Below are 13,108 nucleotides of genomic sequence, written 5' to 3' on the forward strand. Positions count from 1 at the left end.
GGGCACGTAAAATCCACGGGCAAAGCGCCTGTAAACACGAAATTTTTGCCGCCCCTCCCGGTGGCTTGCGCAGCTTCTGCTGCCTGATCGAATGAGGATGGACTCATGACCGATACCAAGAAAACCTGGGAAACCCTTGCCGAGAAAGAGCTGCGCGGCCGCCCGCTGGAGGATCTGACCTGGCAGACGCCCGAAGGCATCGCGGTGAAGCCGGTGTATACCGAAGCCGACACGCAGGGGCTCGATCACATGGGCGGCATGCCCGGCGTGGCCCCCTTCACCCGTGGCCCGCGCGCCACGATGTACACGGGCCGCCCCTGGACGATCCGCCAATACGCGGGCTTTTCCACCGCTGAGGAATCCAACGCCTTCTACCGCCGCGCGCTGGATGCGGGCCAGCAGGGGGTCTCGGTGGCCTTCGATCTGGCCACGCACCGGGGCTATGATTCCGATCACGAGCGCGTTGTCGGCGATGTGGGCAAGGCGGGCGTGGCCATCGACTCCGTCGAAGACATGAAGATCCTCTTTGACGGCATCCCGCTCGAAAAGATCTCTGTTTCCATGACGATGAACGGCGCGGTGATCCCGATCCTCGCCAATTTCATCGTCACCGGCGAGGAGCAGGGCGTGGACCGCTCCCTGCTGTCGGGCACCATTCAGAACGACATTCTGAAGGAGTTCATGGTCCGCAACACCTATATCTATCCGCCCGAGCCTTCGATGCGGATCATCGCGGATATTATTGATTACACCTCCACCGAGATGCCGAAGTTCAACTCGATCTCGATCTCCGGCTACCACATGCAGGAAGCCGGCGCGAACCTCGTGCAGGAGCTGGCGTTCACGCTGGCCGACGGGCGTGAATACGTGCGTGCGGCGCTGGCGCGCGGGCTGGATGTGGACGCCTTTGCCGGGCGGCTCTCCTTCTTCTTTGCCATCGGCATGAACTTCTTCATGGAGGCTGCCAAGCTGCGCGCCGCGCGCTTCTTGTGGCACCGGATCATGAGCGAGTTCGAGCCCAAGAAACCGGGCTCCCTGATGCTGCGCACCCATTGCCAGACCTCGGGCGTGAGCCTGCAAGAGCAGGACCCCTACAACAACGTGGTGCGCACCGCTTACGAGGCGATGAGCGCGGTTCTGGGCGGCACGCAATCGCTGCACACCAACGCCTTTGACGAAGCCATCGCGCTGCCCACGGATTTCTCCGCCCGCATCGCGCGCAACACCCAGCTGATCCTGCAGAACGAGACGGGCGTGACGAACGTCGTCGATCCGCTGGCCGGTTCCTACTACGTCGAGAAACTCACGAGCGACCTGGCCGAAGAGGCCTGGAAGCTGATCGAGGAGATCGAGGAGATGGGCGGCATGACGAAGGCCGTGGCCACCGGCATGCCCAAACTGCGCATCGAGGAAGCCGCCGCGCGCCGTCAGGCCGCCGTGGATCGCGGCGACGAGGTGATCGTCGGGGTGAACAAGTTCCGCCTCGCCAAGGAAGATCCGATCGACATTCTCGATGTGGACAACGTCGCCGTGCGCAACTCGCAGATCGCGCGGCTCGAAAAGATCCGCGCCACCCGCGATCAGGCCGCCTGCGATGCCGCATTGGCGGCGCTCTCGGCAGGCGCGGAGTCTGGGGAAGGCAACCTGCTGGCGCTCGCGGTGGAAGCCGCCCGCGCCCGCGCAACCGTCGGAGAGATCAGCATGGCCATGGAAAAGGCTTTCGGGCGTCACCGCGCCGAAGTGAAAACGCTCGCCGGTGTTTACGGCGCGGCCTATGAAGGCGATGAGGGTTTCGCGGCCATCCAAAAATCGGTGGAGGATTTCGCCGAAGCCGAGGGCCGCCGCCCGCGCATGCTGGTGGTGAAGATGGGGCAGGACGGGCATGATCGCGGTGCCAAGGTGATCGCCACCGCCTTCGCCGACATCGGCTTTGACGTGGACGTGGGGCCGCTGTTCCAGACGCCCGAGGAAGCCGCGCAGGATGCGGTGGACAATGACGTGCATATCGTCGGCATTTCCTCGCAAGCTGCGGGCCACAAGACGCTCGCGCCCAAGCTGATCGAAGCGCTGAAGGCGCAAGGCGCCGAGGACATCATCGTGATCTGCGGCGGGGTGATCCCGCAGCAGGATTACGCCTTCCTGAAAGAGGCCGGCGTGAAGGCGATCTTCGGCCCCGGCACCAACATCCCGCAGGCCGCGCAGGAGATCCTCGGCCTGATCGGAACAGCGCGCGGCTGAGCCCTTTCGGGATCCCGCAGCGCATAGCGCCCGCTGGCAAGAGGAGGCCGGCGGGCGTTTTTTGTTTAAGGTAACACCGCCAAATTGGTTCGCCCGGCGGGACGCCGGGCTGCCCCCGACCGCCCCCCACGGGCGGGGGCTTCACCCCCCCCGGCGGCCGGGGTCTGCCCTTCTCTTCAGAAGCAGCGTAGGGTCAGAACCCGTCGTCCAGCAGCAGCCCGATCTCGCCGTAGGCGGCAACGGTGCCTTGCCATGTCGCGATCACATCGGCGCGGGCCTCGGTGTAATCTCCGGCGTGGCCTTCCTTCGAGGCCCCTTCCGCCACCAGCAAGGCGCGGCGGAACCGCATGGCACCGAAGCTCCCGGCAGATCCGGCGAGTTGGTGCAGCACCGGGGCGAAGCCCGCGTCGGGTGTTTCGGGCAGATCGTTCAGCACGCTCTGGGTTTCCTCGGCAAAGCGCAGGAAGGTGCCCATCAGGGTTTCCTCGCCCAGCATCTGCAAAAGTTCCTCGATGGCCTTGGCCCGGACGAGCACATCGGCCTCTTCCCCTTCCGGCGCGGCGGAGGGCGCGGCGGCGGTAGTACCAAGCAGCGCCAGAATATCGGCGCGTTGCACGGGTTTCACCAGCACATCCTGCATGCCCGCCGCGCGGAAGGCGGCCAGCTCTTCGGGCTGAGCATGGGCGGTGAGGCCAAAAATCGGGGCCTCCGCGGAAGCGCCACTGTCCCGGATCAGCGCGGTGGCCGTCAGCCCATCCATCCGGGGCATGCCGATGTCCATGAAAATGGCGTCAAACCGGCTCTCCTGCGCAAGCTCCACGCCTTCCTGCCCGTCGCGGGCCTCGGTGACACGCGCGCCGGTGCTTTCGATGAACTCGCGCGCGATCATGCGGTTGATCGCGTTGTCCTCCACCACGAGGATCTCCAGCGGCGCGCCATGCTGCGTGAGGGGCAGGGGGTGCAGCGCTTGCGCTGCGTCGCCGCCCGCCTCCACGGCCTCGGCGCGCTCAAAGGGCAGATCCAGCCAGAAGGTGCTGCCCACGCCGGGTTCGGACTCCACGCCGATGTCACCGCCAAGCGCCTGCGCAAGGCGGCGCGCGATGGAGAGCCCTAGCCCGGTGCCGCTGCTTTCGCGTTTGAAAGAGGGGTCCAGCGTGACGAAATCCTCGAAGATACGGGCCAGATCGCCGGGCGCGATGCCCTCGCCGGTGTCCTGCACGCTGAAGCGCAGCATCAGATCGTCGCCGTCGCGCGCCAGCGTTTCGCAGGCCAGCGTGATCGTGCCGTTGTCGGTGAATTTCGCGGCATTGCCCAAGAGGTTGAGCAGGATCTGGTTGGTGCGGCTGCGATCGCCGCGCACGGGCGTCTCGGGCAGCAGCCCTTCGGCCAGCACCAGCCGGTTGCCACTGGCCGCTACGAGCGCTTCATTGGCGGTGAACAGCGCCTGCAGGAACTCGCCGACATCAAAGGTGCTCTGCGCCGGTGTAAAGGTGCCGCTTTCCAGTTTGGAGATCTGCAGCACGTCGTTCACATGGGTCAGCAACTGGTGACTGGTGGAGCGCGCCACACCGATGTAGCGCTTCTGTTTGGGCGTGGGGCGGGGCTGTTCGTCAAGGATTTCCAGCGCCGCCATGAGCCCATTGAGCGGCGTGCGCATCTCGTGGCTCATCACGGCGATGAATTCGCCCTTCGCCCGTTCCGCCGTCACCGCGCGCTCCAGCGCGGCCTTGAGCTTGTTCTCGGCCCGGCGGCGCTCGGAAATGTCGCGCAGGAAACATACGTAGAGCGGGCCGTGCGATCCGCTCACCGCGGCAAGCGTTGCCTCCGCAGGGAAGGGGGTGCCATCGGCGCGGCAGGCATCCAGCTGGATCAACCCCGAGGGCGCGCCCACAGCATTGCCACGTGCGCGCAGAGCGGCGCGGAAGCTTTCGCGCTGATCCTGCGGCAACAGGGTTTCGGGCATGGGCTGGCCGAGGATGCTCTTGGCTTCCGCCCCGAAAATCCGCTCCGCCCCGCCGGTGAAATCCACCAGCGCCAGATCGGTGTCGAGCACCAGAACCGCGTCCTGCGAGGCGCCAACGGTGGATTGCAGCCGGGCGCGGGCCAGCGCGGTTTCATGGGCCAGATCGGTGGCGCGCTGGTAGACACGCAGCAGCAGCAGCACGATCAGCCCGAGTGCCAGAACCAGCACGAAGGCCAGCGCGCTGGCCTGCAGCACGAGGCGACGCACATCGCCGCGCCGCTCATCGGCCGCCGCGCCAAACACAGTGAGCGCCTGCTGCGCAAGGGTGCGCGAGATCGGGAAGGCATTGGCGACGTCCTGCCGCAACTGGGGTATCGACGCCATCAACAGCCCATCCGGCCCATCGATCAGGGGCACCAGCCCCTCGACAAGATCCTGCAGCGCCTCCACACCGGGCTGCAACGGTTCGGCAAGCGCCGGGTCCAGCGACGGGCGGCGCACGGCCACCACGTCGATGCGCGAATAGAAGATATCGAAGCGGGTGCGGATGGTGTTCAGGCTGGGAAAAGCCGCGCGATCGGCGGTGCTGAGGGCTTCCAGCAGGCGCAGATGCTCTACCTCGAGCTGCGCGTAGATATACCGAGCGTTGTCTGTGGGGGCGCGTTCGATCTGGTCCAGCTGCTGGCGCGTTTCAAACCCGAGGTAGCCCAGCAGCCCGAGCGCGGCGAGCAGGAAGAGGCTGAAAAGGGCGTATCGGACCCCTTGCCGTTCCGTAAGAGGTGTCTCCGATCCGCCCATTGCCTTGCCCTGTCAGTTGGGCCCCATACGCGGGGCCGGGCGTTCCCCCTAGTTTGTCACTTCGAGACGGTCAAGCTGCCAAATGCTGCGTGAATAGATCACTTCGCTCTGCAGGTCGGTGTCGGAGGCATAGGGGTAGATCACCCAGAGCGGGCCCTTGTTGCGCACCGGCATTTCCGCACCGTTCTGGAAATAGGCGACGATGGGATAGGCGTCGGTGAGCGAGTCGACCGGAATCTCGATCGTATAGTCGTTGATGGCGGAGGCCTTTAGCGTGGTGCCTTCCGCGCCAAGGCTTTCCAGCAGTGTTTTGAGCACGACGCCGGTGTAGCTGTCCTCGCCATCCGTCCAGATCGTGGTGGTGGTGAATTCGGTCACCGCCATGCCCTGCAGCATGCCCAGATCGAACTGCGCCGTTCCTTCGGCATTGGTGCTAGATATCGCGCCGGAAACCGTCAAAAGCACCTCCCCCTGCGGCGCGGCAAGATCCATCGCCATGCCCGAGGCCGGAAGAAAGGCCAGCGCCAGTCCCATGCACCCGGCGCGCATCGCGCTCATCCCCAGCGTTTGTCCCATTCGCTCTGCTCCTCTGACGTATCCCGCACGTACCGTGTGCATAATTCATTCTCCTGCGCGCGTCGGAGAGGCAAGAGTGTATCGCCCTATCCGTTGGTATAGGTAGTTCCGTCAGTTCCGGGTGGTGCGAGCGGCGGGAATGAGGTTCTATAGGCGGGTTATCGCCAATCTGTTCGGAGAATCGCATTGAAAGTCCTCGTCGCCGACGATCACGATCTCGTGCTGGACATGATGCGGATGCTGCTGACGTCCGAGCCTGACGTGGAGGTGGAAACGGCGGGCGATTTGGACGGCGCGATTGCAGTGATGGAGGCCGATGCCGGTTTCGACCTCGTGCTGCTGGATTTCAACATGCCGGGGATGGACGGGCTGGACGGGCTTGCCCGCGCGCTCGCGGCCGGGGGCGGCAGTCCCGTGGCCCTGATGAGCGGCGTGGCCAGCCGCGCGGTGGCGCAGGCGGCGCTGGACGCGGGCGCGGCCGGGTTCCTGCCCAAGACGATGACGGCCAAATCCCTGATGAACGCCGCCCGCTTCATGGCCTCGGGCGAGAAATACGCGCCGGTGGATTTCATGACCTCCGAACCGGTAGACGGCGAAGGCCTGCCCACCGTGGCACAGGAGCTGACCCCGCGCGAAATGGAAGTGCTGGGCGGTGTCTGCCGTGGGCTCTCCAACAAGGAAATCGCGCTGGAGCTGGATCTGCAGGAGGTCACCATAAAGCTGCACATGAAAACGCTCTGTCGCAAGCTCGATGCCCGCAACCGCACCCACGCCGCGATGATCGCGCGCACGGCAGGGCTGTTCTGAACGGCGGCTGCGCTTCCGCCCTGCCGCCCCGGTCTTCCGCCAGAAACCCCTTGCCAAGCCCGCAGCCGTTTCGCAAAAGGGCGCTCAAGCGGTCCCTTAGCTCAACTGGATAGAGCAGCTGACTTCTAATCAGCAGGTTTGGGGTTCGAGTCCTCAAGGGATCGCCAATTCTCAGGTGCGCACGAAGACCGAAATGCAGCGGAAGGTGGCTCAGTACGGCGCATCCAAAGCGGCCAGAACGGCGGCGTCGCGGCCGTAGATGTCTTCGCGGAACTGCACCTTGCCGTTCTCGACCCAGGCCGTCCAATAGGTGAGCATCACCGGCATGGGTACGGGCAGGTCCACGCGGGTGGTCTGCCCGCTGGCGAGGATCTCCTGCATCCGCGCCTCGCTCCAGCCCGGCGCGCCCTCCATCAGCTTCATGGCAAACTCGAAAGGCTCCTCCAGCCGCACGCAGCCCGAAGACAGATTGCGCTCGGCGCGGTCAAAGAGGCTGCGGTCGTCGGTGTCGTGCAGGTAGACGGCGTGTTTGTTGGGGAACATGAATTTCACGCGCCCCAGCGCGTTGCTGTCCCCCGGCTGCTGCACCAGCGTGACGGCAGGTGTACCGGACCAATCCACCGCGTAAGGATCGATCACCGTGCCCTCGCTGTTGCGCACCTGATAGTTGTTGCGCGTGAGGTAGCTCACATCGGCGCGGATCTTCTCGAGCTTGTCCTTCCGGAAGATCGACGCGGGCACCGTCCACGTCGGGTTGAACTCCATGTAGCGGATCGTGTCCTGAAAGACGGGCGTCTTGCGATAGGCGCTTCCGGTGATGGAGCGCGTTGTCCAGACGGTCTGACCACCCCGGATCAGGTATGTGCGTGCCCCGGCAATGTTCACCAGCACGGTGTCGGGCTTGGTAGTGCGGGCCAGCCAGCGCATGCGTTCAAGGCTGAGGCGGATCTGATCCACCCGCTCCGCGGCGGTGCGGTTGAGCGCGGTGAAGGTCTTGGGCCCCAGCACGCCGTCTGCCGCCAGCCCGTGGCGGCTCTGAAACTCCTCCACAGCCGTTTGCAGCGCGGCGTCATAGAGTGGGCTTGCCTCCTGCGGGCCGAAGTAATCGCCGCTGATCGCGAGGCGCTGGCGCAGAAGCGGCACGCGGGCGTCTTCCATGCCGGGTTTGAGCACAGGATCGGCGGGCACCTGAGGCCAGCCGCCGTCGGCTTCCAGTTCCCGGTAGCGGGCGAGCGCCATCACCAGTTGATCATATTGCGGATTGCGGATCTCGATCACGTCCATCAGCGCCCCGAAGCCGCCCGAGGCCAGCGCGTTGTTGAGCACCTCTGCCGGGTCGCGCTCGATCACGGGGCGGTCGAAGTTCCAGCCGCTGTGCAGCGTTTCAGCGTCGACCTTGCCAAACACCGTGTGGTGGATCAGCCGCGCGGCGGCATCGGAGGCAGCGATCTCGAAAGCGGCTTTCTCGGCATCCCCGCCGGCTTTCGCGGCCTCATAGAGGCCAAGCAGCGCGGGGAGGTGAAAGTCTGCCGGGCGGAAACCCTGCAACAGCCCGCTGCCCAACTCGTTCAGCAGTCCCTGCGCCGCCGCGGCGTCGAGCCAGGCCGGGGCGAAATCGCGCTGATCGTAGAAGGTGGCGAGGAAGCTGCCCGAAACGATCGGCAACCCGGCGACCTGTGGGCTCTGGCTGTTGCTCACGGGCTGGGTGAGCTGTGCGATCTCGCTGGCCACATCCGCGCGCGCGGCGTTTGCGGGAAGCAGGCTGACCGCACAGGCGGCAAGGAGGCAGGGCAAGCGCAGGGCTTTGGAGAGGGGGCGGATCATGACGGGCTGCTCGCTTTTGCTTGTTTTGCCGCAGTTGACCAACTGTGCTTGGCGCTGTCAAATCACGGACGATAGTTCTGCGCGCCCGCAGGTAGTGCGCCACCGCGCCTATACGAAGGGATAGGTGCGCCTATCCGATAGATCCGCCCCCCATATGCTTCGGCGAGATTGAACGATTGTCCAACCTCGTTGATGGTAAGAACAGGCGCTGGCAGCGTTGCCTGGGGATGAAGAAGCAGCGCGCCACGCAAAGTGCAAGGCAAGAGCCGCTGCCAATTCCAAAAGGGGAAGCCGCGTTCAACAGCGGCGGGAAGGGGCAGGCTCCGGGCGGTTCGCAAGGGTCGTCAACGTTCAAGCCGGCTTCTTCGGAAGCACTGCATGGCTGGCAGAAATCTCGGCCAGCCCCGGGTCTGGGGGAGCTGTACACACGGCTCCCCCGTTTTCTTTTCCGCGTTAAGCTTTTCGCCGTGTCGTCTTGGATCAGAGCACCGTAACGACCGTGCCCACCGGCACATTGTCGTAGAGGTGGATCACATGCGAGTTCAGCATGCGAATGCAGCCGTTGGACACAGAGCGCCCGATGGAGCTAGGCTGGGTCGTGCCGTGGATGGCGTAGAACGTGTTGACCCCGTTCTGAAACAGGTAGAGCGCACGGGCGCCGAGCGGGTTGCCGGGGCCGCCGGGCTGTACCTCGTCATTGTCGGCAAAGCGTCCGTAGGTCTGGGGATCGCGCTCGATCATTTCCTGCGTCGGGCGCCATGTGGGCCATTCCTTCTTCACGTCGATCGTCGCGCGGCCCTTGAACGCAAGCCCCGCGCGGCCCACGCCAACGCCGTAGCGCACGGCTTTCTGGGGCTCCACCACGTGGTAGAGGAAATGGGTCTGCGGCACGATCAGGATCTGCCCCGGGGCATAGTCCTTCTTGATCGTCACATATTGCGGTTTGAACTGCTCGGGCAGCACAAACGGCTGTTTCTGGCCAGTGTTTTGGCCCAGAGCCGGAGCTGTGAGCGCGGCCGAACTGGCCAGCGTGGCGGCTAGGAATGTACGTCTCTTCATCTTGATCACTCGTCTTTACAACGCTGTATGGCGGAATGGTGACGTATCGGGCGCGGGCCTGTCAATTCCGCCCGACCTGCGCGCGATGCCCCGTTTCCCCTGTGCAGCAGGCCCGCCGGGCGCTATTGCTTGGCCATAAGGCGGCAGAGCAGGGCAAGGGAAAACGGGCGTATGGCGGATCTGGAAAGCTGGATCAGGCGCGAGAAGGTGCAGATGGGGGCCGGGCAGGTGGCCTATGGCACCAATTTCTTGCCCGACATGCGTTGCCTTTACGTGGAGACGCCCAAGGTCGCCTGTTCCACGATCAAGGGCAGCCTGCAGGCCATCGTCGCACGCGATCAGGCGCGGGATTTCGGCAATGTGCACCAGCGGCGCAACTCGCCCTTGCTGAGCTTCGCCGATGTGCCAGACGTGGACGCCGCGCTGGCGCATCCGGGGCTGTTTCGCTTCTGTTTCGTGCGCCACCCCTACACGCGCACCCTGTCGGCCTGGAAGGACAAGATCGCCGGCGGGCCCTCGCGTCAGCGCCGGGCTTTCCTGAAGACCATGGGGCAAGACCCAGACTCTGAAGCGGAAATCCCGTTTGAAGCCTTCCTCGAAGTATTGCAGGAGCAGAAACCGAAGCAGATGAACCCCCATTGGCGGCCGCAGGCGGCGCAGGTGATGCTGGGCGCGGTGACCTATGATTTCATCGGCCGGTTCGAGCGGTTCGACGCCGATTTCGCCTATGCGCTGGGCCGTGCCGGGGGCGATGTGGTGGAGACGATCCGGCCCCATTCCACCGGGGCCGCTGCCGATCAGCCAGAACTCACGCCACGGGCGCGGCAGTTGATACAAGCCATTTTCGCGGCGGATTTCACAGCCTTCGGCTACGCGCCCTGAACCGGGGTCAGAGTGGCCTCTGGCTGAGGTTGAAGCTGATCACCACCCGTTCCGCGCTGCCGTCTTTGCTGAGCGCGAGGTTGGGCGCGACGCTGTGCATGAGCCAGCTGGGAAACAACAGCATCCGCCCCGGCACCGGCTCATAGCTCACCTGCGGGCGGGCGATGTCGGGGCGTTCGCCCTCATAGTGCATCGGCTGCATCATCGCCGCCGCGCGCGGATCGGTGAACTGGATCCGACCGCTGCCCTCCGGTGCCTGCACATAGTAGGCGCCGCTCCAGTGGCTGCCGGGGTGCAGATGGCTCTGGTTGTAACTGCCCGGCGCGTTGACGATGGCCCACATGCTGGTGATCGCCAGCCGGTGGCGCGTGCTGTAGCCGTTGTGCGTTGAGACGGCTGCGGCGAAACCCTCTACATGCTCCACGAGCGGGGCGAAGGCCGGGTTGTCCTGCAGGTCCACCGCGCTGTGCCAGCCGCCGAGCGCGCGCAGGTTGGAGCGCTCCAATCCGCGCGTGTCGGCCTCGAACAGGGTTTTGATCTCAAAAAGCAGCCCCGCGTTGAGCAGGGCGCAGCTTTGCGCCGGGATCTGGCTGGAGAAGACCTGCGTCGCAAAATGCCTGTCTTCAATCAGAGCGGTGCCGCTTCTCGGATCATGCATGGTTTGCCTCCCGCGTGCCGCTTCACATGGCCGCCATTGAACACCGTGGTGCGGCGCGGTGGCAAGCCTGTGGAGGAGGCTGGTTGCCCTTGGGGAAAAGAGTTTTTCCAGAAAGCAGGATAGTGTGGTAACGTCGTCTCTTCTTTTGAAACGATTTTTTTGAGGCCCTTGATGACACATTCTCTGCCCAAACGCCTCCTGTGTGGGACGGCCTTTGCTGCCCTGCTGGCACCCGGCGCGGCCCTTGCCGACCCGACCGCCTCTATCAACCTGACCTGGGTTTTCGGGGAGGGCTTCGCCATCGGTGTGAAAGGGTTCTCCAACGATGAAAGCGGCGAGGCGGCTGCGACCATCGGTGTGGATTATGTCTTTTCCGCCCAACAGTTCCGCCCCAATGTCGGTGTGGCCTACATAGACGACGATTGGTTCGTGGGCCTTGATATCGGCGTCTTCGGAACCGACTTCTCCGGCGCGAACTTCGGCATCGGTGTCGGGCCGATCGACAGCGATGACGGATCATCCCCAGGCGGGCCTGGCCCCGGGGGCAGCGATCCCGGCGAGGGCGGCGACAGCTAATCACAATGAAAAAAGGCGGGCCATGGCCCGCCTTTTCTGCCTGAAGTTTGAGCGGCTTACCGCGTGAACTTCTTGTGCTTGAGCCGCTTTGGCTCCAGCGCGTCCGGGCCGAGGCGGCGCTTCTTGTCTTCCTCGTAGTCCTCGAAGTTGCCTTCGAACCACTCCACATGGGCATCGCCCTCGAAGGCGAGGATGTGGGTGCAGATCCGGTCGAGGAAGAAGCGGTCGTGCGAGATCACAACGGCGCAGCCGGCGAAATCCACCAGCGCGTCTTCCAGCGCCCGCAGGGTCTCGACGTCCAGATCGTTGGTCGGTTCGTCAAGCAGCAGCACATTGCCGCCGGAGCGCAGCAGGCGCGCCATGTGCACGCGGTTGCGTTCCCCGCCCGAGAGCAGCGAGACCTTCTTCTGCTGGGTGGAGCCCTTGAAGTTGAAGGCCGAGCAATAGGCGCGGGCGTTCACTTCGGCGTCGCCCAGCTGGATCACGTCCAGCCCGTCGGCGATGGCTTCCCAGACGTTGGCGTTGTCGTCCAGATCGTCGCGGCTCTGATCCACGTAGGAGAGCTGCACCGTGTCGCCGTAGCTCACGCTGCCCTCATCGGGCTGCTCCTGTCCGGTCAGCATGCGGAAGAGCGTGGTCTTACCGGCGCCGTTCGGCCCGATCACGCCCACGATGCCGCCCGGCGGCAGGGAGAAGCTCAGATCCTCGATCAACAGCTTGTCGCCCATGGCCTTCTTCAGCCCTTCGACCTCGATCACCTTGGAGCCAAGGCGCGGGCCGTTGGGGATGATGATCTGCGCGCGCGACAGCTTCTCGCGCTCGGACTGGTTGGCCAGCTCGTTATAGGCGTTGATCCGGGCCTTGGATTTGGCCTGACGCGCCTTGGGCGAGGCGCGCATCCACTCAAGCTCGCGCTCCAGCGTCTTCTGCTTGGAGCTGTCCTCGCGGGATTCCTGCTCAAGGCGCTTGGCCTTCTGCTCCAGCCAGCTGGAGTAGTTGCCCTCGTAGGGGATACCCCGGCCACGGTCCAGCTCAAGGATCCAGCCGGTGATGTCGTCGAGGAAGTAGCGGTCGTGAGTGACGATCAGGATCGTGCCCTTGTAGTCGATCAGGTGCTGCTGCAGCCAGGCGATGGTTTCCGCATCAAGGTGGTTGGTCGGCTCGTCGAGCAGCAGCATGTCGGGCGCTTCCAGCAGCAGCTTGCAGAGCGCGACGCGGCGTTTCTCACCGCCCGAAAGCGTGGCGACATTGGCGTCATCCGGCGGGCAGCGCAGGGCTTCCATCGAGACGTCGATCTGCGCGTCGAGATCCCAGAGGTTCTGGGCGTCGATCTCGTCCTGCAGCTTGGCCATTTCGTCGGCGGTCTCATCCGAATAGTTCATCGCCAGCTCGTTGTAGCGATCAAGGATGGCTTTCTTGTCGGCCACGCCCAGCATGACGTTCTCGCGCACGCTCAAAGAGCCATCCAGTTCCGGCTCCTGCGGCAGGTAGCCGACTTTCGCGCCCTCAGCCGCCCAGGCCTCGCCGGTGAAATCCTTGTCGAGCCCGGCCATGATCTTCATCAGCGTGGATTTACCCGCGCCGTTGACGCCGACAACGCCGATCTTCACGCCCGGCAGGAAGCTCAGGCGGATGTTTTCAAAGCATTTCTTGCCACCCGGATAGCTCTTGGAGACGCCGTCCATGTGGTAGACATATTGGTAGGAAGCCATGAAACGGCCCTTTCG

At 64.5% G+C, this 13,108-nt stretch carries 10 protein-coding genes and 1 tRNA gene; 5 read left to right on the forward strand and 6 right to left on the reverse strand.

What is annotated here, in order from left to right; genetic code table 11:
* The first annotated feature begins 105 nt into the window (after positions 1 to 105).
* Positions 106 to 2,238, forward strand: coding sequence for a methylmalonyl-CoA mutase (gene scpA / locus KVX96_RS06545; protein WP_261193521.1), 2,133 nt, complete (start codon positions 106 to 108; stop codon positions 2,236 to 2,238).
* A 193-nt stretch (positions 2,239 to 2,431) separates the two neighbouring features.
* Here the strand turns inward: scpA and KVX96_RS06550 are convergent, their stop codons facing one another.
* Positions 2,432 to 4,999, reverse strand: coding sequence for a PAS domain-containing hybrid sensor histidine kinase/response regulator (locus KVX96_RS06550; protein ID WP_261193522.1), 2,568 nt, complete (start codon positions 4,997 to 4,999; stop codon positions 2,432 to 2,434).
* A 48-nt stretch (positions 5,000 to 5,047) separates the two neighbouring features.
* Entirely contained in the window at positions 5,048 to 5,575 is a 528-nt protein-coding gene (locus tag KVX96_RS06555) for a molybdopterin-dependent oxidoreductase (protein ID WP_261193523.1), read from the reverse strand.
* 186 nt (positions 5,576 to 5,761) lie between these two features.
* Here KVX96_RS06555 and KVX96_RS06560 point away from each other — a divergent pair, with 186 nt between their 5' ends.
* Positions 5,762 to 6,382, forward strand: coding sequence for a response regulator transcription factor (locus KVX96_RS06560; RefSeq protein ID WP_261193524.1), 621 nt, complete (start codon positions 5,762 to 5,764; stop codon positions 6,380 to 6,382).
* Positions 6,383 to 6,472: 90 nt separating this feature from the next.
* A tRNA-Arg gene (locus KVX96_RS06565) sits at positions 6,473 to 6,549 on the forward strand.
* Between the two features lie 43 nt (positions 6,550 to 6,592).
* Here the strand turns inward: KVX96_RS06565 and KVX96_RS06570 are convergent.
* Both KVX96_RS06570 and KVX96_RS06575 read right to left on the reverse strand, forming a co-directional pair.
* Positions 6,593 to 8,206 (reverse strand): murein L,D-transpeptidase, encoded by a 1,614-nt coding sequence (locus KVX96_RS06570; RefSeq protein ID WP_261193526.1) that lies wholly within the window; start codon positions 8,204 to 8,206, stop codon positions 6,593 to 6,595.
* A gap of 480 nt (positions 8,207 to 8,686) precedes the next feature.
* Positions 8,687 to 9,265: a L,D-transpeptidase gene (locus KVX96_RS06575; RefSeq protein WP_261193528.1), complete on the reverse strand. Its 579-nt coding sequence runs from the start codon at positions 9,263 to 9,265 to the stop codon at positions 8,687 to 8,689.
* Positions 9,266 to 9,436: 171 nt separating this feature from the next.
* Between KVX96_RS06575 and KVX96_RS06580 the strand changes: the two genes are divergently transcribed.
* The gene (locus KVX96_RS06580) at positions 9,437 to 10,147 is read left to right on the forward strand and encodes a sulfotransferase family protein (protein ID WP_261193530.1); all 711 of its coding nucleotides are present in this window, start codon (positions 9,437 to 9,439) and stop codon (positions 10,145 to 10,147) included.
* Between the two features lie 7 nt (positions 10,148 to 10,154).
* Here KVX96_RS06580 and KVX96_RS06585 read toward each other — a convergent pair whose 3' ends face one another.
* A complete protein-coding gene (locus KVX96_RS06585) occupies positions 10,155 to 10,805 on the reverse strand; it encodes a TIGR02466 family protein (RefSeq protein WP_261193531.1) in 651 nt (216 codons plus the stop codon).
* A 171-nt stretch (positions 10,806 to 10,976) separates the two neighbouring features.
* On the opposite strand from KVX96_RS06585, the gene KVX96_RS06590 reads away from it, so the two are divergent.
* On the forward strand, positions 10,977 to 11,381 hold the full coding sequence (locus KVX96_RS06590) for a hypothetical protein (protein WP_261193533.1): 405 nt from the start codon (positions 10,977 to 10,979) through the stop codon (positions 11,379 to 11,381).
* 56 nt (positions 11,382 to 11,437) lie between these two features.
* Here the strand turns inward: KVX96_RS06590 and ettA are convergent, their stop codons facing one another.
* On the reverse strand, positions 11,438 to 13,093 hold the full coding sequence (gene ettA / locus KVX96_RS06595) for an energy-dependent translational throttle protein EttA (protein WP_261193535.1): 1,656 nt from the start codon (positions 13,091 to 13,093) through the stop codon (positions 11,438 to 11,440).
* Positions 13,094 to 13,108 lie beyond the last annotated feature (15 nt).

The organism is Pseudoruegeria sp. SHC-113, from assembly GCF_025376885.1.
GTDB lineage: Bacteria > Pseudomonadota > Alphaproteobacteria > Rhodobacterales > Rhodobacteraceae > Pseudoruegeria.

Coding starts and splice junctions, on each gene's coding strand:
- KVX96_RS06575 (WP_261193528.1), bottom strand. CDS start 9,265: ATGAAGAGACGTACATTCCTAGCCGCCACGCTGGCCAGTTCGGCCGCG.
- KVX96_RS06550 (WP_261193522.1), bottom strand. CDS start 4,999: ATGGGCGGATCGGAGACACCTCTTACGGAACGGCAAGGGGTCCGATAC.
- KVX96_RS06590 (WP_261193533.1), top strand. CDS start 10,977: ATGACACATTCTCTGCCCAAACGCCTCCTGTGTGGGACGGCCTTTGCT.
- ettA (WP_261193535.1), bottom strand. CDS start 13,093: ATGGCTTCCTACCAATATGTCTACCACATGGACGGCGTCTCCAAGAGC.
- KVX96_RS06580 (WP_261193530.1), top strand. CDS start 9,437: ATGGCGGATCTGGAAAGCTGGATCAGGCGCGAGAAGGTGCAGATGGGG.
- KVX96_RS06570 (WP_261193526.1), bottom strand. CDS start 8,206: ATGATCCGCCCCCTCTCCAAAGCCCTGCGCTTGCCCTGCCTCCTTGCC.
- scpA (WP_261193521.1), top strand. CDS start 106: ATGACCGATACCAAGAAAACCTGGGAAACCCTTGCCGAGAAAGAGCTG.
- KVX96_RS06585 (WP_261193531.1), bottom strand. CDS start 10,805: ATGCATGATCCGAGAAGCGGCACCGCTCTGATTGAAGACAGGCATTTT.
- KVX96_RS06555 (WP_261193523.1), bottom strand. CDS start 5,575: ATGGGACAAACGCTGGGGATGAGCGCGATGCGCGCCGGGTGCATGGGA.